The organism is Variovorax sp. efr-133-TYG-130, assembly GCF_030208835.1.
Lineage (GTDB): Bacteria > Pseudomonadota > Gammaproteobacteria > Burkholderiales > Burkholderiaceae_C > Variovorax.
The window spans coordinates 232,022-251,818 of the sequence record NZ_JARVTD010000010.1 but is presented as its reverse complement, the minus strand read 5'-3'; the positions used below and the strand labels follow the sequence as shown (position 1 = coordinate 251,818).

The window sequence follows — 19,797 nt, the reverse complement described above, 5'->3', positions numbered from 1 at the left end:
AGGCGATATATGCATCCTCACGTCCTGCAACTCGACATTCAGGGCACGCCGCAAGCCTGGATCTCGCTGGAGCAGGCGGTGTTGCACTACGCCACCGGCTCCGTGGCCTGGGAAGACGGTGACCTGCCGCTTGCCACCCTGCGCGGTGGCTTCAACGTGGCGCGCGGCATGCAATCTCGCGTCGAGGTGGCACCGATCATCGCGCTGCGCGGAGCCTCGAAGATCAACCTCTTCGACGTGGTTCCGAGCGTTACAAAGAGCAAGCTCTTTCGCCGCGATCGCCACACCTGCGCTTACTGCGCGGGCGTGTTCCAGGAGCGCGACCTGCAATGCGAGCATGTAATGCCCGAATCACGCGGCGGCCCTTGGACATGGACCAACCTCGTGAGCGCGTGCGCGGTCTGCAACAACCGCAAGGCCGCGCGCACACCGGAAGAAGCCGGCATGCCGCTGGTGTACCTGCCTTACGTGCCGAGCCGCTTCGAGAACTTTCTGCTCGAAGGCCGCAGCATTCGTGCGGATGTGCACGAGTGGCTGGCGTAGCGGTTGCCCAAGGGTTCGCGGCTGCATTAGGGGCTCGACCGTGATGCCTGTTCCTGTCCGCGCCCATGAAAAAAGCCCGCTGTCTTCGAGGCAGCGGGCTTTGGCTCATTCAGTGGCCGGGTCAGCGCCCGACACCGAAGAAGCGGTAGGCGACCAGTCCTGCAGCCGCGATTCCCCCCACGATGACAGCAATCACCTTGGCGGTACGGCCGTTGCCGCGCCGCGAACGAGGCCAGTGGTCCGGCCCGATCAAGTCGATGGGTACCGTGGGTTTGCCTATGTCGGAAGCCTTTTCCATGGCAAGAAATATAGCCGACGCCCGAAGCCGCGCGCCGTTGCCGGTTCATTTGGTGGTTCCCTGGCGTCGTTGCCGATTCAGGCTGCGAGCAGACAAAAAAATACCCGCATGAGCGGGTCTGAACGAGCTTTTGAGCTTCGAGTTTGTTTCCCTGTCTTGATGTTCTTGTGATGCGTGACAGCCATTGCAAGATGCCATGTCGCACAGGGAGCTTTTGCAGGTTGTGCCCCTGTGGGGCGTAATAAGTCGACAAATGTGTGGAATATTTCCTCATGAACAAGAAAATCGTTCTCGAAAGTTTGGCCAAGGCACTCGATAGCTGGGTTCGCAACGCTTCGGCGGCGCAGTTCTGGCAGGTGCATCAATCCGGTGGTTTGGGTGCGTCCATCGAGGTGGACGAAGACATCCTCCGGGTTCGCGTCACGCTGGGCGGCCCGCGCAATGCGCTGTCGGAGCTTGGCAAGACCGACGGGCGCTTGCCTGTGACAGAGGCCTTTCTTGGCAGCAGCAACGCGGCTTGGGGCACGCCGCCACTGCAGGGCAGTCTCGCGCGTGAACAGTGGTTCCTGTCGAGCGAACTCGCCCAGGAGCACGCACGCCAGTACCTCGCCGCTGATATCGGTGAGCACCAGGAGGCGCTCATGCGCTTTGTCGATGACTGGACTGCCGGGCGAGGCGCCGCACCCTGAGCTTGCCGGTACGAGGTGTCACTACCTCTTCTCTGGGGCGCGAATCACATCGCCGGGATGCGGACTTCCTCGGCGCGCAGGCTCGTGAAGGCCGCTGTTCTTTGTGGCTGATGCGTCGGCTGCAGAACTCGTCCCAGTTCATAGCCGCGTCCGTAGACCGTGTGCAGGATGAAGCCGTTCTCCCTCGAGAGGGCGAGTTTGCGGCGGATGCCCGACATGCAGACATCAAGCACGCGGCTGTCCTTGCGCGTCACGCCGGTACCCCAGAGCAACGAAAGAATCCAGTCCCGCTCCAGCAACTGGCCGCTGTTGCGGAAGAGCAATAGCGCGAGTTCGAACTCGCGGGGCTTCAGTCGCACCTCCTGATCGTCATTCATGACCACGCGGTTGGGTCCGAGAAAACGATAGCGGTCGAATGCGAGATCGATGTTGCGCACAGGCGGAGCGGGCGACACCTCCATGCGGCGGACGAGGGTGCGTATGCGCCAGTCGAGATCGAGATCGCTGATTGGCCAGACGATGAAGTCGATGGCGTGATTCTTCGAAGCTTCTTCTCGTATCGCGACCAGTTCGTCGACCGGCATATGGCGCTGCGCTTCGTCGACGACCAGGAGTACGGGCACATGAAGCACCTTGCACATGGCAACGATTCCGGTCCATCCGCCCTCGTCCTGCAGCGTCAACAGGAGCAGGCTGAACTTCCTGCCGCTTCCCAGCGCCACCAGGAAGTCGGCACCGCGGTCGAATGTCGCGGATACATGTCCCATGGACCGGAGCTTTTCGCTCAGCATCACCGCCCGTACCTTGTCGCAGCCCACGAGTGCGATGGGCTTCATTTCCGCCAACTGGTTCATTGCCAGTTCCCCCTGTCAATAGTTTTCGATCGAGCCATGCCGGCGCGCTGTTCGCAGCGCCGGGTTTGTATCGACCGCTCCAGAAGAGCGGTCGACGGCTTGAATCTCCACTTTTCAGCGCGTTCGGAAAAGGTTGGGGCGAGACAGGAATGGGTTCGGTTCGGCCAAATGCACAGACTTGTTCAGCAAGGTCTGTGCGTTTGTGAAGAAAGTCCTGCTTGTGGCAGCAGGTGCGCATGCGGCGAGGCACACAAGAACACACCTGACGCACCCGCGTCGACGCAGTGAGCCCAGATGGCCGACGGGCGTTGCCGCTAGGACGCGGGCACGAGTTGGACGTCTTGCGCAGGATCCTGGTGAAGGATCATTGCCCAGGTCAATTCGAAGCCCATCAACGCCTTGTCCGATACGGGACTTGCTTCAAGATGGGCCTGAGAAAACTGGCGCTGTTGCACAAGTTCTTGTGCGAGCAGGCTGGGCTGGGGGTGGGTCTTGATGAGCGCTCTGAGAGCTGCCGTCAGCGCCATCTCTGTTCCGAGAAGGTTTGCAGCTGAAGCGGTGGTCGTTGCCTCTTCCGGTGTGGCCATTTTGTCCTGCCCTTGCGGGCTCCGTGTTGAGGACTTATGACTGTACTCCAAGAGCACGCCCAAGTAGTGCAGCCGCTTCGCGACGGCTATGCAGTGCTGGCTGGCAGCGCATGCGCGCCAACGAAAAAGCCCGCACAAGGCGGGCTTTGGGAATGTGGTCGTGAACTCTTACGCGGTCCACGCTACGGCAAATTCTTTTGCATGAAGTCATTTTTGTTTTCTTCGTCGTAGTGACTTCGACGCGCTGGTATGGGGTTCAGCTTGCCCCGGAGGACAGCGCTCAGAACCATTGAGCGTTGCGGGATTGTACTCGACCCCCAGCCTTTGATCGGGGTGGCCGGTACTTGGGCCATGGCGCTGAATCTTGCAGCAATCATCGCGTCATCCGAGCAAGGGGTAGTGCTGCCTTGGCTGATTGCGCGATCTCGATTTGAGGCCGCTGCTGTGTTGTGACGCGCGGGTTTTTCAGACAAGCCGGAAAAGAAAAAACCTCCCAGTCTTTCGACGGGAGGTTTCTCTGTTTGCGGAGCACGTTTCGCAATTGCAAAACAGTGCTTCTTAAGAAATAGCGCGAGAACCGCGCAGTTCCTAGTGTTGGTGGTGGGCCCTGAGTGACTCGAACACTCGACCTACGGATTAAGAGTCCGCTGCTCTACCAACTGAGCTAAGAGCCCTTGCTTTGAAAACGTTTAGTGTTTTCTGGCAAGACCACGAGTATATCCCAGATTTTGATCTTGTCCAAAAAATTTGTGAGTTGCAGCGTTAGGATGCGCCACACCCGACGGACCACGTCCCTCAACCAGGAGAATTTCGATGACCGATGCGAGCACCACGTCCCATGTCTTGATCACCGGCGCGGCTGGCGCACTGGGCCGCGCAGTGGCCCAGCATTTCCTTGACCAAGGCGCGCGCCTTGCGTTGGTCGACCATCACGCAGACCGGCTCGCCGAAGTCTTTCCGGGCCTCGACAACTCGCGGCACCTGCTGCTCGCGGGCGACGTGACCTCGGCATCCGGCATGGCCGGCCTTGCCGCGCAGGCGCTCAAGTCCTTCGGGCAGATCGACGCGCTCGTGCACATCGCGGGTGGTTTCGAGATGGGTGAGGCCACGCATGCGCTCTCGCGCGAGAGCTGGGACCGGATGATGAATCTCAATGCATGGTCGTTCGTCGCGGTGACTCAGGCTGTGCTGCCTTCGATGATCGAGCGCCGCGCGGGCAGCGTCGTGGCCGTGACGGCGAAGGTCGCCGCACGCGGACTGCCGGCGATGGCCGCGTACATCGCTTCAAAGAGCGCGCTGCAGCGTCTGGTGGAAGCCATGGCGGCGGAAGCGGCGCTGCACGGCGTGAGCGTGAACAGTGTGGCGCCGAGCGTGCTCGACACGCCCGCGAACCGCCAGGCGATGCCCGACGCCAATCCGGCCGAGTGGGTGTCGACCTCGGTCGCCGCGCAGACCATCGGCTTTCTCGCTTCGCCGGCGGCCGCCGCGCTGCACGGCCAGCACCTGACGCTCGACACCTGAGCCGCAAAAGAAAAAGGCCCTGGCGGATGCCAAGGCCTTTTTCGGTGTCGGTTGGTGGAGAGGAGGAGGATCGAACTCCCGACCTCCGCATTGCGAACGCGGCGCTCTCCCAGCTGAGCTACCCCCCCAACGCAGGGCAAATTTTAACCAGAACCACGGTTTTGGGCCATTGCGCCGTGCCAAGATTCGCGCCTTTCGAAGCACTGAGAAAAGAACCGCATGGCCCCGTACGAACCCGCCTGGCTGGAAGGCATGTACAACAACCTTGCGCGGGTGAAAGACCACCCCGCGTATTTCCAGCGCTGGGCCCGCGACTCCGCTGCCGCGCGCGACACCTTGCCCGCCCGGATCGACATTCCCTACGGCAGCGGTACGAACGAAACGCTCGACGTCTTCCCGGCACCCGTGCCCGACGCGCCCGTGCTGGTCTTCATCCATGGTGGCTACTGGCGCGCCATGGACAAGAAGGACCACTCTTTCATCGCCCCGGCGTTCAACGACCGCGGCATATGCGTGGTCCAGCCCAACTACGCGCTGTGCCCCGGCACGCCCGAGCAGCCGGTGACCGTGCCCGGCATCCTGATGCAGATGGTGCGCGCGCTCGAATGGACGTGGCGCCATGTCGCGGCCCATGGCGGCGACCCCTCGCGCATAACCGTTGCGGGCCATTCGGCCGGCGGCCACATGGCGGCGGCTTTGCTGTCATGCGACTGGAAAGCGGTCGCGCCCGATCTGCCCGCCCAACTGGTGCGCAACGCGCTGTCGATTTCCGGCCTCTACGACCTGCGTCCGCTGCAGCACACGCCTTTCCTGATGAACACGCTGAAGCTGACCGATGCCGACGCCCTGCGCGCCAGCCCGGCGCTGTGGCCCGCGCCGAAGCGCGGCCAGCTCTACGCAGTGGCCGGCGGCGATGAGAGCGAGGAGTTCATCCGCCACAACGCGATGATCCGCGAGGCGTGGGGCCGCAACACCGTGCCGGTGTGCGAGGTGCTGCCGGGTCTCAACCACTTCGGCGTGGTCGATGCGCTCGCCGACCCGGCCCACGCATTGCACCGACACGCGGTGCACTTGCTCGAAGCCTGACCGGCGCAGCGGCAGCGCAGGGCGGGGCGCTTACATCAGCAGGTGTTCGCCCGCGTTGTCGCCGCCCAGCGTGACGTAGTTGACCTTGCGGATGTCCATCAGCGTGCGGCCGCCCGCGTAGCTGATCGAGCTCTGCACGTCCTGCTCCATCTCGACCAGCGTGTCGGCCAGCTTGCCCTTGATCGGCTCGAGGATGCGCTTGCCTTCCACGTGCTTGTATTCGCCCTTGTTGAAGTCGCTGGCGGAGCCGTAGTACTCCTTGAACAGCGCGCCGTCGACCTCGACCGTCTTGCCCGGCGATTCTTCGTGGCCCGCGAACAGCGAGCCGATCATCACCATCGAGGCGCCGAAGCGCACGCTCTTGGCAATGTCGCCGTGGTCGCGGATGCCGCCGTCGGCAATGATCGGCTTGGTCGCCACGCGCGCGCACCACTTGAGCGCCGACAGCTGCCAGCCGCCGGTGCCGAAGCCGGTCTTGAGCTTGGTGATGCAGACCTTGCCCGGGCCGATGCCGACCTTGGTTGCGTCCGCGCCCCAGTTCTCGAGGTCGATCACCGCTTCGGGCGTGCCGACGTTGCCGGCAATCACGAAGGCCTTCGGCAGCTTCTGCTTCAGGTAGCCGATCATGTTCTTCACGCTGTCGGCGTGGCCGTGCGCGATGTCGATGGTGATGTATTCGGGCGTCAGGCCCTCGGCCACGAGCTGGTCGACGGTGTCGTAGTCGGGCTTCTTCACGCCGAGCGAGATCGAGGCGAACACGCCCTTGCCCTGCATGTCCTTGACGAACTTGAGGTTGTCGAGGTCGAAGCGGTGCATCACGTAGAAGTAGCCGTTCTGCGCCAGCCACAGGCAGATCGACTCGTCGACCACAGTCTTCATGTTGGCGGGCACCACCGGCAGGCGGAAGCTGCGCTCGCCCAGCTTCACGCTGGCGTCGCACTCGGAGCGGCTCTCCACGCGGCACTTGCGCGGGAGCAGGAGAATGTTGTCGTAGTCGAAGATTTGCATGGCCAGGCTCCAGAAAGGAATCGTTGAAGGGAACGAAAGAGCGCTTGGTCCGGCCGGTTTTCGCGGTGCGTTCAGCAAAGAAAACGCCCACAAAAAACCGGGCGCAAGAAACTTGGGCCCGGTGATTGATTTTACGCGGTCTTGCGAAGCCGGGTCTTCCGCTTCTTCGTATAACCGGCATACGCAGTGGTTTCTACAATCGGAGGATGTTGTTTAACGATCCTGCGGCTGACGCCCACTCCCCGAATCCTTCGGACCTGCCGCTGCTCAAGAACCTGAACGCGGAGCAACTGGCCGCGGTCACGTTGCCCGCAGGCAACGCGCTGATCCTCGCGGGCGCCGGTTCCGGCAAGACCCGCGTGCTGACCACCCGCATCGCATGGCTGCTCCAGACCGGGCAGGTGTCGGCCGGCGGCATCCTCGCCGTGACCTTCACCAACAAGGCCGCCAAGGAAATGATGACGCGGCTGACGGCCATCCTGCCCGTCAACGTGCGCGGCATGTGGATCGGCACCTTCCACGGACTGTGCAACCGCCTGCTGCGCGCGCACTGGAAGCTGGCCAACCTGCCGTCCACCTTCCAGATCCTCGACACGCAAGACCAGCTTTCGGCCATCAAGCGGCTGATGAAGCAGTTCAACGTCGACGACGAGCGCTTCCCCGCCAAGCAGACCCAGTGGTTCATTGCCGGCGCCAAGGAAGACGGCCTGCGCCCCGGCGACGTCGAGGTGCGCAGCGACGACGACCGCAAGAAGGTCGAGCTCTACCAGCTGTACGAAGAGCAGTGCCAGCGCGAAGGCGTGGTCGACTTCGGCGAGCTCATGCTGCGCAGCTACGAACTGCTGCGCGACAACGACCCGGTGCGGGAGCACTACCAGCGGCGCTTCCGCCACATCCTGATCGACGAGTTCCAGGACACCAACCGCCTGCAGTACGCGTGGATCAAGATGCTCTCCGGCAATACCGTCGGCGGCCAGTTCGAGCCCGGGCGCGACAACAGCGTGATTGCCGTGGGCGACGACGACCAGAGCATCTATGCGTTCCGCGGCGCGCGCGTGGGCAACATGACCGACTTCGTGCGCGAGTTCGACGTGCGCCACCAGATCAAGCTGGAGCAGAACTACCGCAGCTACAGCAACATCCTCGATTCGGCCAACGAGCTCATCAGCCACAACAAGAAGCGCCTGGGCAAGAACCTGCGCACCGACCAGGGCCCCGGCGAACCGGTGCGCGTCTACGAGTCGACCACCGACCTGGCCGAAGCGCAGTGGATGGTGGAAGAAATGCGCCAGCTCGCGCGCGACGGCTTCGATCGCAAGGAAATGGCCGTGCTCTACCGCAGCAATGCGCAGAGCCGGGTGATCGAAACCGCGCTCTTCAACGCCTCCGTGCCTTACCGCGTGTATGGCGGCCTGCGATTCTTCGAGCGCGCGGAAATCAAGCATGCGCTGGCCTACCTGCGCCTGCTCGAGAACAAGGACGACGACACCAGCTTCCTGCGCGTCGTGAACTTCCCGCCGCGCGGCATCGGTGCGCGCACGCTCGAAACCCTGCAGGACGCGGCGCGCGCGGCCGGCCGTTCGCTGCACGACGCAGTGAGCGTGGTCGGCGGCAAGGCGGGGGCCAACCTCACCGGCTTCGTCGCCAAGATCGATGTGCTGCGCGAGCAGACGCAGGGCGTGAGCCTGCGCGAGATCATCGAGCTGGTGCTCGACCACAGCGGCCTCGTCGAGCACTACAAGGCCGACCGCGAAGGCGCCGACCGCATCGAGAACCTGGAGGAACTGGTGAACGCGGCCGAGAGCTTCGTCACGCAGGAGGGCTTCGGCCGCGACGCGGTGGCGCTGCCGGTCGACGAACTGCGCCAGTCGCCCGCGAGCCAGGGCATCGACCTGACGCGCCCGGTGATCGACGAGCCGCTCGCGCCCGACGCCGAGACCGGCGAAACGCTGAGCCCGCTGGCCGCGTTCCTCACGCATGCGGCGCTGGAGTCGGGCGACAACCAGGCGCAGGCCGGGCAGGACGCGGTGCAGCTGATGACCGTGCACGCCGCCAAGGGCCTGGAGTTCGACTGCGTGTTCATCACCGGCATGGAAGAGGGCCTGTTCCCGCACGAGAACTCGATGAGCGACTTCGAGAGCCTCGAGGAAGAGCGCCGCCTGATGTACGTGGCGATCACCCGCGCCCGCAAGCGCCTGTACCTGAGCCATTCGCAGACCCGCATGCTGCACGGCCAGACACGCTACAACGTCAAGAGCCGCTTCTTCGAGGAGCTGCCCGAGGGCGCGCTCAAGTGGCTCACGCCCAAGAACCAGGGTTTCGGCGGCGGCACTTCGGCCTTCGGCTACGGCGGCGGCTACGGCAGCACGCGTGGCGGCGGTGGCGGCTACGGCGCCAACAGCTACGGCGGCAGCCGCGACAAGGACACCTTCGCCAGCCCGCCGGTGCCGCCGCAGAAGACGGCGCCTTCGCACGGACTGCGCTCGGGCATGCAGGTGTTCCACAACAAGTTCGGCGAAGGCACGGTGACGGCCCTCGAAGGCACCGGCGACGACGCGCGGGCGCAGGTCAAGTTCGCGCGGCACGGCGTCAAATGGCTGGCCCTGTCGGTGGCCAAGCTCACGCCAATCTGAGCTTGCTACTAAAGCTATAGCTAACAACCCAGGCTGCTCGCGGCGCCGTGCGGCCCCGCCTGCTGAACCGCCGTAAACTCCGCACTCGCCAAACAAGGGGAGTCAGGATGTGGTTCATAGGCATCATTGCCGGCCTGTTCATCGGGGCGCTGTTCGAATCGGTGCCCGTGGCGTTGGTGCTCGCGGTGGCTGGTGCGTTCCTGTTGCCGCGGTTGCTCGGCAAGAAGAAGGCACCGCCGCATCGCACCGAAGCTGAACGCATCCCGGGCCAGGCTCCCGCGGACCCTGTGGCCGCCGACGGCGGCATGGTGAAGCTGCAGCGGCGCGTGATGGAACTCGAACAGCGGGTCGCCATGCTCGAGCGGCGGCTGGCGCAGGGCGCGGGCGATAGTGCGGTGCAAGCCTCCGAGCTGCCTGCGGTGCCCGAAGTCGCGCTGGTCGAAGTGCCGTTGCCGCCCGCCCAGCCGCTGGAGGTGCAACGGCCGCAAGTCGCCGTCGTGCAGGTGCCTGGGCCGGAGGCCGCACCCCAGCCCGCCGTTCCTGAAGCTCCGATCCCCAAGCCGCCCCCGGTTCCGCTGCGCGATCGTCTCCCCGCGCCCATCGCCAACCTGATCTTCGGCGGCAACATGCTCGTCAAGCTCGGCGTGCTGATCCTGTTCCTTGGCCTGGCTTTCCTGCTGCGCTACACGGCCGAACGCGTGACCGTGCCGATCGAATTGCGCTACGCGGCGGTGGCGCTGGTCGGCGCCGGCCTGCTGGTGCTGGGCTGGCTGCTGTGCAACAAGCGCGCGGGCTATGCGCTGATCCTGCAGGGCGCGGGCATCGGCGTCTTCTATCTCACGACGCTCGCGGCCATGAAGCTCAGCGGGCTGCTGCCGGCCAGCGTCGGCTTCGCATTCCTGTTCGGCGTGGCGGTGCTGAGCGCGGCGCTGGCGGTGCTGCAGAACGCGCCGGTGCTGGCGATCGTCGCGGCGCTCGAGGGCTTCGCCGCGCCGGTGCTGGCGTCCACCGGCTCCAACCAGCCGGTGGGGCTCTTCACCTACCTGCTGGTGCTCGATGTCGGCATCGTGCTGATCGCGTGGTTCCGGGCCTGGCGCGTGCTCAACCTGATCGGCTTCGTCGGCACTTTCACGCTGGCGGCCGGCTGGGCGCACAAGTACTACACCGACGACCAGTACGCGACGGTGCAGCCCTTCCTGATCGTCTTTTTCCTGCTGTTCACCGCCATCGGCCTGCTGTTCGCGCGCCGCACGCTGTTCGACGCCCCGGTGCAGCCCGCCCAGCCGCTGGCCACCCGCGCGCTCGACACCCTGCGCCGCGCAGGCCGTGTCGACAGCTCGCTGGTGTTCGGTACGCCGATGGTCGCGTTCGGCATGCAGGTCCTGCTGATGCGTCCGTGGGAATACGGCGCCGCGTTCTCGGCGATGGCGCTCGCGGCCTTCTATCTCGTGCTGGGCCGGCTGGTGTTCGCCACGCAGCCCAAGGGGCTGGCTCTGCTCGCGGAGGCCTACGCCATCGTCGGCGTGATCTTCGGCACCCTCGCGATTCCGCTGGGCCTCGAAGGGCGGTGGACCGGCGCCGCCTGGGCGGTCGAAGCCGCGGGCATGTACTGGCTGGGCGCGCGGCAGCAGCGGGTGTATGCGCGGGCCTTCTCGTTCGTGGTGTTCGCCGGCGCCGTGCTGAAGCTGCTTGAAGCCACGCGGCTCGACGCAGCACCGGGCCATCCCTTGCTCGACGGTTCGCTGATCGGCCCGGTGCTCGTGGCCGTGAGCGCGTTCGCGATGTGGGCCATCCACCGCCGCGCCCGGCTCGACGAGGACAAGGGCGTGGAGGCCGTGGCCGGCGGCGTCCTGCCGTGGCTCGGCATGGCCGCGCTCACGCTGCTGCTGTGGCAGTGGTGGACGCCGCCGTGGGCCGCCGCTGCAACGGCGGTGCTCGCCTCGGTCACCTTTGCGGTGGCGATCCGCTTCGCGTTGTCGCCGCTCGCGCGGGTGAGCTTCGGCATGCAGGCGCTGGCGGTTGCGGGATTCATCGCGACGCTGCACCGCACCGGCGAAGTCGTCGACGGGCGCGTGCTCCAAAGCGGATGGCAAGGTGCCGTGGCGGCCACTGTCATCGCGCTCAGCGTGCTCGGCAGCGCCGCGTGGTCGATGCTGCAGGCGCATCGCGCCGCGTTGGCGCGCGGCGTGCAGCCGGTGTGGTCGACGGGCAATGTGGTCGGCGTGCTGGCCGGCGTGAGCCTGCTGCATCTGGCGATGCTGTTCCAGCTGAGCCTCGCGCAGGCCGCGCTGCTGTGGCCGCTCACCGCCACGGTGGTGCTGTGGGTCGCGCTGCGCATGGCGCATTTCCCGCTCGCCGCGCTGGCCGGTGTGCTGCAGGTGATCAGCGCTCTCGCATTCGGCGCGACCCAGTCGGCCGGGCTCGATGCAGCCGGCGCACCGGCCTTCGCCAGCCTGCGTTTCTGGACGCCCGTGGTGCTCGGCCTGGCCGCACTGCTGGCAGGCGACTGGCTGCGCGACGAAGCGAGGCCTCGCATGAGCGAGCCTGCCGGCTCGGCGCGGCAGCGCTGGGCCAATGCGTGGTGCGCCATCCCTGTGGTGCTGTGGACGCCGGTGGTCTGGGGCCTCGGCTGGTGGCTGTTCGGCATGCTGGACGAAAGCGTTCGCGTGCTGGATCGCCACGGGTTGTCGGTCTACGTGCCGGCGGCTGCGATGGCCGTGGCGCTCGTCACCTCCGCGCTGGCGGCGCTGGTCGCGTATCGCCGCGATTGGCAGCAGCTGGGAAGGGCGACCATCGCCACCTTGCCGGGCTTCGGCCTGATCGCGGCTTACTGCATCGTGGGCGGGCCGACGCTGTTCTACGTGCCGTCGAGCGCGCTGGGCTGGATAGCCTGGCCCCTTGCGCTCGCCTGGCATCTGCGCCTGCTGCGCGCGCAGAAGCAGTGGTTCGAGACCGCGACGTTGACGCCTTTCCATGTCGCCGGCTTCTGGCTCTTCCTGCTGCTGGCCGCGCGCGAATGCCAATGGCAGCTCGGCCGCGTCGGCGCCGAGTGGTCGAGCTGGCAGCTGCTGGGCTGGGCGATCGTGCCGGCGCTGGTGCTGTGGGCGATGCGCTCGCGCGCGCTGCTGCAACGCTGGCCGCTGGCCGAATACCGCGGCGCCTACCTGGAGCTGGCCGCGACGCCGGTGGCCGCATACCTGCTCGCCTGGGTGTGGGTGACGAACGCCGTCAGCCCCGGCGACGCGGCGCCGCTGCCCTATGTGCCGCTGCTGAATCCGCTCGAACTCGCACAATGGCTCGTGCTGTTCGCGCTGGTGCTGTGGTGGCGTGCGCTGCCGACGGCGTCGTTCGCACGCGTGCAGCCGATGGTCGCGAAGGGCGCGGCCGGCTTCACCGGGCTTGCGCTGCTCACCGGCATGGTGCTGCGCACCTGTCACCACTACGCGGGCGTCGAATGGCGCTTCGATGCGCTCTATGCCTCATGGCTCACGCAGGCGGCGCTGTCCATCACCTGGGCCGTCTGCGGCGTGGTCGCGATGGTGCTCGGCCATTCGCGCCGGGTGCGCACCCTGTGGGTGGCTGGCGCGGCGCTGCTCGGCGTGGTGGTGCTGAAGCTGTTCTTCGTCGAACTGGCGGACCGAGGCGGTTTGTTCCGCATCGTGTCGTTCATCGCGGTGGGAGCCTTGCTCCTGCTGGTGGGGTATTTCGCGCCCGTGCCGCCGAAGCGGGAAGAGGCACAGGATGCGTCGGAGAAGTCGCCGTCGGAAGGCGGGGTTGCATGAGCCGAGATCTTTCTTCCATGCGGGCGCTACGCGCGGTGACCGCGCTCCTGGCCGTGATGGCTGGGAGCGCCGTCGCGCAACCGGCGACCACCGCGCCCATCACACTGCAAGGCCCCGGGCCTTACCACCGCCTCACGCTGCCGCTGTCCATCCATGGCCGCGCCGCCCATGCCGACTTGCGCGACCTGCGGGTGCGCAACGGCGCCGGCCATGCGGTGCCCTACGCATGGCTGCGCAGCGAAGCCGCGACACCACGAATCGCCTCGCGGAACGTGCCGATCTTCGCGTTGCCCGGTGTCGATGCCAGCGCGGCATCCGGCGATGCGGCGCTCGCCTTCACGGTGCGCCCCGACGGCTCCCTGGCGCTTGAAGGCAAGGCCGCCAGCCGGAAGGTGACCGACGCGGCCCAATGGCTCATCGACCTGAGCCGGGTCAAGGGCAGCCTGCTGCAGGCGCGCTTCGAGATCGCGCCCGACGCGCGCGGGCTCTTCGCTTTCCATCTGGAGGCCAGCGACGACCTGCGCCGCTGGCGCCCGGTGGGCGGTGAGGAGCAACTCGTGCGGCTGTCCCATGGCGGCCAGACCATCGAGCGCCTCGCGGTCGACCTGGGCAATTTGCGCGCGCGCTTCCTGCGCTTGCGCTGGAGCGATCCGCAGCACGGCGTGGCGCTGACCGGCGTGGGCATCGACAGCGTGCAGGAGATCGAACCGGCCGCGCCGCTCGAATGGTCTGCTTCGCTGAAGCCCGAACGCTGCGCCGCCGACTACTGCGACTACCTGCTGCCGCGCGGCCTGCCGCTGCAGAGCCTGCGCATCGACCTCGCCGACATCAACACCTTGGCGCAGGTCGCGATTTCTGGGCTGTCCGATCCCGCGCCCACGTCACCGGCCGTACAGCCGCGACCGGTGCCGCTCAATCCGCTTTACGCGCTGCGGCATCGGCAGCGCCAGCCGGTGCAACGCTCGGCCCTGGCGGACGAAACTCCGCTGGTCGATACCGTGGTGTACCGGCTCGCGCAGGCCGGCGGCGAAGCGCGTTCCCCGGTGCTGGCGCTCGACGGAGCGGTGCATGCGCGGTTGCGGCTGCGCACTTCCGGCCCCATGAGCGTGCTTGGCGCCACGCCGCCGACCATTTCCGTGGGCGCGGTGCCGCGCACGCTGGTGTTCCTGGCGCAGGGAGCGGCGCCGTTCTCGCTGGCATGGCGCTCGGCGCCGGAAGCCGCGGGCAGCGTGGAAGGCGCGGAGCCCGGTGCGCCGCTGGCGCTGTCCACGCTCATTCCCGGCTATGCGGCTGACAAGCCCGTTGCCGCCGACGGTGCATCGGTCGTGCTACCCCTGATGAGCGTTGCCGCCGCCGTGGCGCCGGCTGTCCAGGCGCAATCCGCTCCCATGCAGGCGTCGTCGCGCAAATGGTGGCTGTGGGGGGCTCTGGGTGCCGGCCTGCTGCTGCTGGCCGGCATGGCGTGGTAGCTGTTCGCGAGCCTGCGCAAGGCAAGGGAGCAGGCCGCGGGCGACTGATTTCAGTTGGGATCGAAGGTGTCGCGGAAGGTGAACCAAGTCGAGCTCAGCGACATCGCCGCAAGCACCAGCGCCGTGCCGATGATCAGGATGTTGCCCACCGCCAGCGCGGCGCCGCCGGCGCCCAGCGCGCCCACGCCGACCAGCACCGTTGCCACCAGCCCCATGCCGATGCCGGCAATCAGGAACACGCCGAACCACGCGATGCCGAACAGCGCATAGGCGCCGAAGTTGCGGAACAGCGCGACGATGCTGAAGAAAATGCTCTTCACCGGCTCCACGCGGTGCCAGTGAATCAGCGCCGGCGCGTGCCACATGGCCAGCGACAGCGGCAGGTTGAGGCACATCAGCAGCATGCGCGAGAGCTGGAAGTCGCTGCTTGCAATGATCTCGGGCGTCAGCGGATCGTCGAGCAGATAGGCCTTTGCGAGCTGCCCGCCGTCGACCAGCGCGGTCAACAGCACGGCCAGCACGAAGTAGATGGCTGAAATGACGCCCAGCACCAGCAGCGCGCGCCACTCGGCGCGCATGGCGGAAAACACCGCCACGAGCATCGCCGAACCCGTGGGGCGCCGTGCATCGCCCGCGCGGCCGGCGCCTTCGGCGTTGTCGGTGTATGCCACCGACGTGGCCACCATCAGGCCCAGCGTCATGAACGGCACCAGCGCCGGCGCGACGATGCTGCCGATCACCGGCAGGATCGACACCGTCGACATCATCGCCATCAGCAGGAAGAACAGCGAGATGAAGGCCAGCGGCTGCCGCCAGAAGGTCTTGAGTCCGAGGCGGACCCATTCGGCGCCGGTTCGCGCCGGCACGAGGTTGAGTTTCATGGGTGAGGGTCAGGCTGCCATGAGCGGCGCGAGCGCCTGGGCCATGGCATGCGGGTGGGTGGCGCGGTCGCGCAGCACGCGCTCGAAATGCGCGGGGTCGTGGGGCTTGAGCATGCTCGCCTCGCGCGGCAGGTGGAAGTCCCAGAGGCGGGAGATCCAGAAGCGCAGCGCGGCGGCGCGCAGCATCGCGGGCAGCAGCGCGCGCTCGGCGGCGTTCAGCGGGCGCACGGTTTCGTAGGCGGACAGCAGTGCCTCGGAACGCTCGGCGTCGTGCCGGCCGCTCGGCAGGTCGATGGCCCAGTCGTTCAGGCACACGGCCAGGTCGAACAGCCAGGTGTCGGTGCCGGCGAAATAGAAGTCGAACACGCCGGTCAGGCGAGGCGGGGCGCCATCGTCGTTGTCGCCGGTTGCGAACATGACGTTGTCCCGGAACATGTCGGCATGCACCGGCCCGCGCGGCAGTGCCGCATAGGTCGACGATTCGGCGACGTGGTTCTGGTAGGCCAGCTCGGCGCGCAGCAGCGTCGCCTGCGATTCCTCGATATACGGCAGCACCACCGGCACGGTCTCGTTCCACCAGGGAAGGCCGCGCAGGTTGGGCTGGATGCGGGGGTAGTCGCGGCCCGCGAGGTGCATGCGCGCGAGCATCGCGCCCAGTTCGGCGCAGTGGGCGGGGCCGGGCGCCAGCTCGCTGCGGCCTGAAAGCTTCTGGACTACCGCGGCCGGCTTTCCTGCGACGGTGTGCAGCAGCTCGCATGCGGCTTCGGCGGTGCCTGCGGCGGGGGACGGCCCCTTCCTGGCGGCCTTCTCGGGCGCTGGCGGCTCGGCCACGGGCGCGGGCACCGGCAGGCCGGCGCTCGCCAGGTGCTTCATCAGGCAGAGGTAGTAGGGGAGCTGCTCGGCGCTCAGGCGCTCGAACAGCGTGAGCACGAACTCGCCGGACTCGGTGGTCGCGAAGTAGTTGGTGTTCTCGATGCCGCCCTCGATGCCGCGCAGCTCGCGCAGCGGGCCCAGGCCCAGGCGTTGGACGAGCGCGTCTGCCTCGCCGAAATCGACTTCGGTAAAAACTGCCATGACGGGGCTCAGCGCCGCGTTGCGCTTGCTGCTGCGGAAACGGAGAGGCGCACGGTCATCAGAACTTCATCACGTTCCAGACGCGGGGGCCGTTGGCGCCCGTTTCCGTGGAGCCCTGGCGACCGGTGGCCGCGTCGGCCGGGAGCACTTCGTAGCCGGGCATGTTCGACTTGGGCTTGACGTTGATGCTCTGCGTGCGGCCGCCGTAGCGGACTTCGTCGACGGTGGCGGCGCTGTCCTCGGTGTGCAGGTTCTCCACCTTCTGGTTGCGTCGGCCTTCGGCGGCTTGCTCCTGATTTTGTAGCGGATCGCCCGGCGGTGCGGCAGCCGGGGCGGGCGCAGGCTGCTGCGCGTGCACGGTGGCGGCAAACGGGGTTGCGAAAGCCAGCGCCAGCAGGATGCGGCGGGCGACCAGGAGTGTGGAGCTAGGCATGCACTGATTGTAGGCGTGCGCCTGCACGGGGGTGTCGGTTTGCACCTCGTTCCGGTGTGGTTCCGCAGGCCAGTCCGGGCACGGCAAAATGACCCGATGACCGACAAGAAAACGCTGCTGCTCGTGGATGGCTCGAGCTACCTCTACCGTGCCTTCCATGCCATGCCCGACCTGCGGGCCGTGCCCGGCGACCCGAAGAGCCCGGCCACCGGCGCCATCCGGGGAATGATCAACATGATGACCGCGCTGCGCCGCGAGGTCCGCGCCGACTACGCGGCCTGCATCTTCGACGCGCCCGGCAAGACTTTCCGCGACGACTGGTACCCCGAATACAAGGCCAACCGCTCGCCCATGCCCGACGACTTGCGCAGCCAGATCGACCCCATCCACGAGGTGGTCAGGCTGCTCGGCTGGCCCGTGCTCAGCGTGCCCGACGTGGAGGCCGACGACGTGATCGGCACGCTCGCCAAGATCGCCGCCGCGCAGGGCATCGAGGTGATCGTTTCCAGCGGCGACAAGGACCTGAGCCAGCTGGTCGACGAGCACATCACCATCATCGACACCATGAACGGCAAGAAGCGCGACGTGGCCGGCGTGACGGCCGAGTTCGGCGTGCCGCCGCACCTGATGGTCGACTACCAGACGCTGGTGGGCGACTCCGTCGACAACGTGCCCGGCGTGCCCAAGGTCGGTCCCAAGACGGCGGCCAAGTGGCTGCTGGAATACGGCTCGCTCGATGCGCTGGTCGAACGCGCCGCTGAAGTGAAGGGCGCCGCCGGCGAAAACCTCCGCGGCGCGCTCGACAAGCTGCCGCTGAGCAAGCGCCTGGTCACGATCCGCACCGACTGCGACCTCGACGGCCACGTCGCCGGGCTGCCGTCGCTCGAAAGCCTGCCGGTCGGCGCGCCCCAGACGGCCGAGCTCAAGCCCTTCTACGAGAAGTTCGGCTTCAAGAGCCTGGTGAAGACGCTCGAGGCGCAGGAAGTGCCGCCCGAGCTGATCGAGGAAAGCATCAAGAAGAAGAAAGCCGGCGCCAAGGCCGGCAAGGACCAGGGCGGCCTGTTCGACGAGCCCGCCGACATGTCGGCGCTGGAGGCGGCGGCTCCCGCGAGCAATCTCAAGTACGACACCGTCATGACCTGGGAGCAGTTCGATGCGTGGCTCGCCAGGCTGGAGGCATCGGAGCTGGCCGCCATCGACACCGAGACCACCTCGCTGGACGAGATGGTCGCGCAGATCGTCGGTGTGAGCTTCAGCGTCACGCCCGGCGAGGCGGCCTACATCCCGCTTGCGCACAACTATCCCGACGCGCCCCAGCAGCTGCCCATCGACGAAGTGCTCGCCAAGCTCAAGCCCTGGCTGGAGAACGGCGACAAGAAGAAGCTCGGCCAGCACATCAAGTACGACCGCCACGTGTTCGCCAACCATGGCATCGAGGTGCAGGGCTATGCGCACGACACCATGCTGCAGAGCTACGTGCTCGAAGTGCACAAGCCGCACGGCCTGTCGAGCCTGGCCGAGCGCCACCTGGGCCGCAGCGGCATCTCGTACGAAGACCTGTGCGGCAAGGGTGCGCACCAGATCCCGTTCAGCCAGGTCGACATCGCCAAGGCGGCCGAATACTCGTGCGAGGACAGCGACCAGACGCTCGACGTGCACAACACCCTCTGGCCCCAGCTGGAGCGCGACGAAAAGCTGCGCTTCATCTACCAGCTCGAAATGGATTCGAGCGAGGCGCTCTACCGCATCGAGCGCAACGGCGTGCTGATCGACGCGCCGACGCTGGCCTCGCAGAGCCACGAACTCGGCACGCGCATCATGGCGCTCGAGCAGGAGGCCTACGACATCGCCGGGCAGCCTTTCAACCTCGGCTCGCCCAAGCAGATCGGCGAGATCTTCTTCACCAAGCTGGGCCTGCCCGTGATCAAGAAGACGCCGAGCGGCGCGCCCAGCACCGACGAGGAAGTGCTCGAGAAACTGGCCGAGGACTACCCGCTGCCGGCCAAGATCCTCGAGCACCGCGGCCTGTCGAAGCTCAAGGGCACCTACACCGACAAGCTCGGCCAGCTCGCCAATCCGCGCACCGGCCGCGTGCACACGCACTATGCGCAGGCCGTGGCCGTCACCGGGCGCCTGAGCAGCAACGACCCCAACCTGCAGAACATCCCGATCCGCACGCCCGAAGGCCGCCGCGTGCGCGAGGCCTTCGTGGCGCCCGCCGGCAGCGTGATCGCCAGCGCCGACTACTCGCAGATCGAGCTGCGCATCATGGCCCACATCAGCGGCGACGAGTCGCTGCTGCGCGCGTTCACCGAAGGCATCGACGTGCACCGCGCCACGGCGGCCGAGGTGTTCGGCTCCACGCCGGGCGAGGTGTCGAGCGAGCAGCGCCGCTATGCCAAGGTCATCAACTTCGGGCTGATCTACGGCATGAGCAGCTTCGGGCTGGCCAGGAACCTCGGCATCGAGACCAAGGCCGCGGCGTCCTACATCGAACGCTACTTCGCGCGCTACCCGGGCGTGAAGGCCTACATGGACGAGACCAAGGCGCTGGCCAAGGAGCAGGGCTACGTGGAGACCGTGTTCGGCCGGCGCCTGTACCTGCCCGAGATCAACTCGCCCAACGGCCCGCGCCGCGGCGGCGCCGAGCGCGCGGCCATCAACGCGCCGATGCAGGGCACGGCGGCCGACCTCATCAAGCTCAGCATGGTGAAGGTACAGAACGTGCTTGACGAAGAGAAGCGCGGCACGAAGATGATCATGCAGGTGCACGACGAACTGGTGTTCGAAGTGCCCGAGGCAGAGGTCGAATGGGTGCGCACGGAAATCCCGCGCATCATGGCCGGCGTTGCCGCGCTGAAGGTGCCGCTGCTCGCCGAGATCGGCGTCGGCCCCAACTGGGACAAGGCGCATTGAAAACCACGCTCGAACACGAGACG

The 19,797-nt window shown here is 66.7% G+C and carries 15 protein-coding genes and 2 tRNA genes; 8 read left to right on the top strand and 9 right to left on the bottom strand.

Annotation, left to right across the window (positions count from 1 at the left end; genetic code table 11):
- Window positions 1-9: 9 nt before the first annotated feature.
- Window positions 10-543, top strand: a complete 534-nt coding sequence (locus tag QRN67_RS12555; RefSeq protein WP_285412026.1) for an HNH endonuclease — start codon at window positions 10-12, stop codon at window positions 541-543.
- A 121-nt stretch (window positions 544-664) separates the two neighbouring features.
- On the opposite strand, the gene QRN67_RS12550 is transcribed toward QRN67_RS12555, so the two are convergent.
- On the bottom strand, window positions 665-841 hold the full coding sequence (locus QRN67_RS12550) for a hypothetical protein (RefSeq protein WP_155742438.1): 177 nt from the start codon (window positions 839-841) through the stop codon (window positions 665-667).
- Window positions 842-1,113: 272 nt separating this feature from the next.
- Between QRN67_RS12550 and QRN67_RS12545 the strand changes: the two genes are divergently transcribed.
- The gene (locus QRN67_RS12545; protein ID WP_285412025.1) at window positions 1,114-1,530 is read left to right on the top strand and encodes a hypothetical protein; all 417 of its coding nucleotides are present in this window, start codon (window positions 1,114-1,116) and stop codon (window positions 1,528-1,530) included.
- A gap of 44 nt (window positions 1,531-1,574) precedes the next feature.
- Here the strand turns inward: QRN67_RS12545 and QRN67_RS12540 are convergent, their stop codons facing one another.
- The 3 genes from QRN67_RS12540 to QRN67_RS12530 all read right to left on the bottom strand — a co-directional run bounded on the left by QRN67_RS12540 (window position 1,575) and on the right by QRN67_RS12530 (window position 3,645).
- Window positions 1,575-2,384 (bottom strand): response regulator transcription factor, encoded by an 810-nt coding sequence (locus QRN67_RS12540; protein ID WP_285412024.1) that lies wholly within the window; start codon window positions 2,382-2,384, stop codon window positions 1,575-1,577.
- A 314-nt stretch (window positions 2,385-2,698) separates the two neighbouring features.
- Window positions 2,699-2,971 (bottom strand): hypothetical protein, encoded by a 273-nt coding sequence (locus QRN67_RS12535; RefSeq protein ID WP_155742437.1) that lies wholly within the window; start codon window positions 2,969-2,971, stop codon window positions 2,699-2,701.
- A gap of 598 nt (window positions 2,972-3,569) precedes the next feature.
- Window positions 3,570-3,645: transfer RNA gene (locus QRN67_RS12530), tRNA-Lys, on the bottom strand.
- Between the two features lie 139 nt (window positions 3,646-3,784).
- On the opposite strand from QRN67_RS12530, the gene QRN67_RS12525 reads away from it, so the two are divergent.
- Window positions 3,785-4,492, top strand: coding sequence for an SDR family NAD(P)-dependent oxidoreductase (locus QRN67_RS12525; protein ID WP_285412022.1), 708 nt, complete (start codon window positions 3,785-3,787; stop codon window positions 4,490-4,492).
- A 52-nt stretch (window positions 4,493-4,544) separates the two neighbouring features.
- Here QRN67_RS12525 and QRN67_RS12520 read toward each other — a convergent pair.
- Window positions 4,545-4,620 (bottom strand) — tRNA-Ala (locus QRN67_RS12520).
- A 91-nt stretch (window positions 4,621-4,711) separates the two neighbouring features.
- Between QRN67_RS12520 and QRN67_RS12515 the strand changes: the two genes are divergently transcribed.
- Window positions 4,712-5,578, top strand: coding sequence for an alpha/beta hydrolase (locus QRN67_RS12515; protein ID WP_285412021.1), 867 nt, complete (start codon window positions 4,712-4,714; stop codon window positions 5,576-5,578).
- A 30-nt stretch (window positions 5,579-5,608) separates the two neighbouring features.
- Here the strand turns inward: QRN67_RS12515 and QRN67_RS12510 are convergent, their stop codons facing one another.
- The gene (locus QRN67_RS12510; RefSeq protein WP_081266881.1) at window positions 5,609-6,586 is read right to left on the bottom strand and encodes a GMP reductase; all 978 of its coding nucleotides are present in this window, start codon (window positions 6,584-6,586) and stop codon (window positions 5,609-5,611) included.
- A 206-nt stretch (window positions 6,587-6,792) separates the two neighbouring features.
- Between QRN67_RS12510 and QRN67_RS12505 the strand changes: the two genes are divergently transcribed.
- The 3 genes from QRN67_RS12505 (at window position 6,793) to QRN67_RS12495 (ending at window position 14,470) form a co-directional block, all read left to right on the top strand.
- A complete protein-coding gene (locus tag QRN67_RS12505; protein ID WP_285412019.1) occupies window positions 6,793-9,219 on the top strand; it encodes a UvrD-helicase domain-containing protein in 2,427 nt (808 codons plus the stop codon).
- A 107-nt stretch (window positions 9,220-9,326) separates the two neighbouring features.
- Entirely contained in the window at window positions 9,327-13,001 is a 3,675-nt protein-coding gene (locus QRN67_RS12500) for a DUF2339 domain-containing protein (protein ID WP_285412017.1), read from the top strand.
- Between the two features lie 17 nt (window positions 13,002-13,018).
- Window positions 13,019-14,470 carry a DUF3999 domain-containing protein gene (locus QRN67_RS12495; RefSeq protein WP_285412016.1) on the top strand — a complete coding sequence of 484 codons (1,452 nt, stop codon included), beginning with the start codon at window positions 13,019-13,021 and terminating at the stop codon, window positions 14,468-14,470.
- A gap of 50 nt (window positions 14,471-14,520) precedes the next feature.
- On the opposite strand, the gene QRN67_RS12490 is transcribed toward QRN67_RS12495, so the two are convergent.
- From QRN67_RS12490 to QRN67_RS12480, 3 genes are read right to left on the bottom strand one after another with little or no spacing between them, the layout of a single operon-like run.
- Window positions 14,521-15,351 carry a BPSS1780 family membrane protein gene (locus QRN67_RS12490; protein WP_081266878.1) on the bottom strand — a complete coding sequence of 277 codons (831 nt, stop codon included), beginning with the start codon at window positions 15,349-15,351 and terminating at the stop codon, window positions 14,521-14,523.
- A gap of 9 nt (window positions 15,352-15,360) precedes the next feature.
- On the bottom strand, window positions 15,361-16,425 hold the full coding sequence (locus tag QRN67_RS12485) for a homoserine kinase (protein WP_285412015.1): 1,065 nt from the start codon (window positions 16,423-16,425) through the stop codon (window positions 15,361-15,363).
- A 58-nt stretch (window positions 16,426-16,483) separates the two neighbouring features.
- Window positions 16,484-16,858, bottom strand: a complete 375-nt coding sequence (locus QRN67_RS12480; protein ID WP_106937515.1) for a hypothetical protein — start codon at window positions 16,856-16,858, stop codon at window positions 16,484-16,486.
- Between the two features lie 96 nt (window positions 16,859-16,954).
- On the opposite strand from QRN67_RS12480, the gene polA reads away from it, so the two are divergent.
- The gene (gene polA / locus QRN67_RS12475; protein ID WP_285412014.1) at window positions 16,955-19,774 is read left to right on the top strand and encodes a DNA polymerase I; all 2,820 of its coding nucleotides are present in this window, start codon (window positions 16,955-16,957) and stop codon (window positions 19,772-19,774) included.
- The last annotated feature ends 23 nt before the right edge of the window (window positions 19,775-19,797 follow it).

Coding starts and splice junctions, on each gene's coding strand:
- polA (WP_285412014.1), top strand. CDS start 16,955: ATGACCGACAAGAAAACGCTGCTGCTCGTGGATGGCTCGAGCTACCTC.
- QRN67_RS12480 (WP_106937515.1), bottom strand. CDS start 16,858: ATGCCTAGCTCCACACTCCTGGTCGCCCGCCGCATCCTGCTGGCGCTG.
- QRN67_RS12535 (WP_155742437.1), bottom strand. CDS start 2,971: ATGGCCACACCGGAAGAGGCAACGACCACCGCTTCAGCTGCAAACCTT.
- QRN67_RS12490 (WP_081266878.1), bottom strand. CDS start 15,351: ATGAAACTCAACCTCGTGCCGGCGCGAACCGGCGCCGAATGGGTCCGC.
- QRN67_RS12495 (WP_285412016.1), top strand. CDS start 13,019: ATGCGGGCGCTACGCGCGGTGACCGCGCTCCTGGCCGTGATGGCTGGG.
- QRN67_RS12550 (WP_155742438.1), bottom strand. CDS start 841: ATGGAAAAGGCTTCCGACATAGGCAAACCCACGGTACCCATCGACTTG.
- QRN67_RS12500 (WP_285412017.1), top strand. CDS start 9,327: ATGTGGTTCATAGGCATCATTGCCGGCCTGTTCATCGGGGCGCTGTTC.
- QRN67_RS12525 (WP_285412022.1), top strand. CDS start 3,785: ATGACCGATGCGAGCACCACGTCCCATGTCTTGATCACCGGCGCGGCT.
- QRN67_RS12510 (WP_081266881.1), bottom strand. CDS start 6,586: ATGCAAATCTTCGACTACGACAACATTCTCCTGCTCCCGCGCAAGTGC.
- QRN67_RS12505 (WP_285412019.1), top strand. CDS start 6,793: ATGTTGTTTAACGATCCTGCGGCTGACGCCCACTCCCCGAATCCTTCG.
- QRN67_RS12485 (WP_285412015.1), bottom strand. CDS start 16,425: ATGGCAGTTTTTACCGAAGTCGATTTCGGCGAGGCAGACGCGCTCGTC.
- QRN67_RS12555 (WP_285412026.1), top strand. CDS start 10: ATGCATCCTCACGTCCTGCAACTCGACATTCAGGGCACGCCGCAAGCC.
- QRN67_RS12515 (WP_285412021.1), top strand. CDS start 4,712: ATGGCCCCGTACGAACCCGCCTGGCTGGAAGGCATGTACAACAACCTT.
- QRN67_RS12540 (WP_285412024.1), bottom strand. CDS start 2,384: ATGAACCAGTTGGCGGAAATGAAGCCCATCGCACTCGTGGGCTGCGAC.
- QRN67_RS12545 (WP_285412025.1), top strand. CDS start 1,114: ATGAACAAGAAAATCGTTCTCGAAAGTTTGGCCAAGGCACTCGATAGC.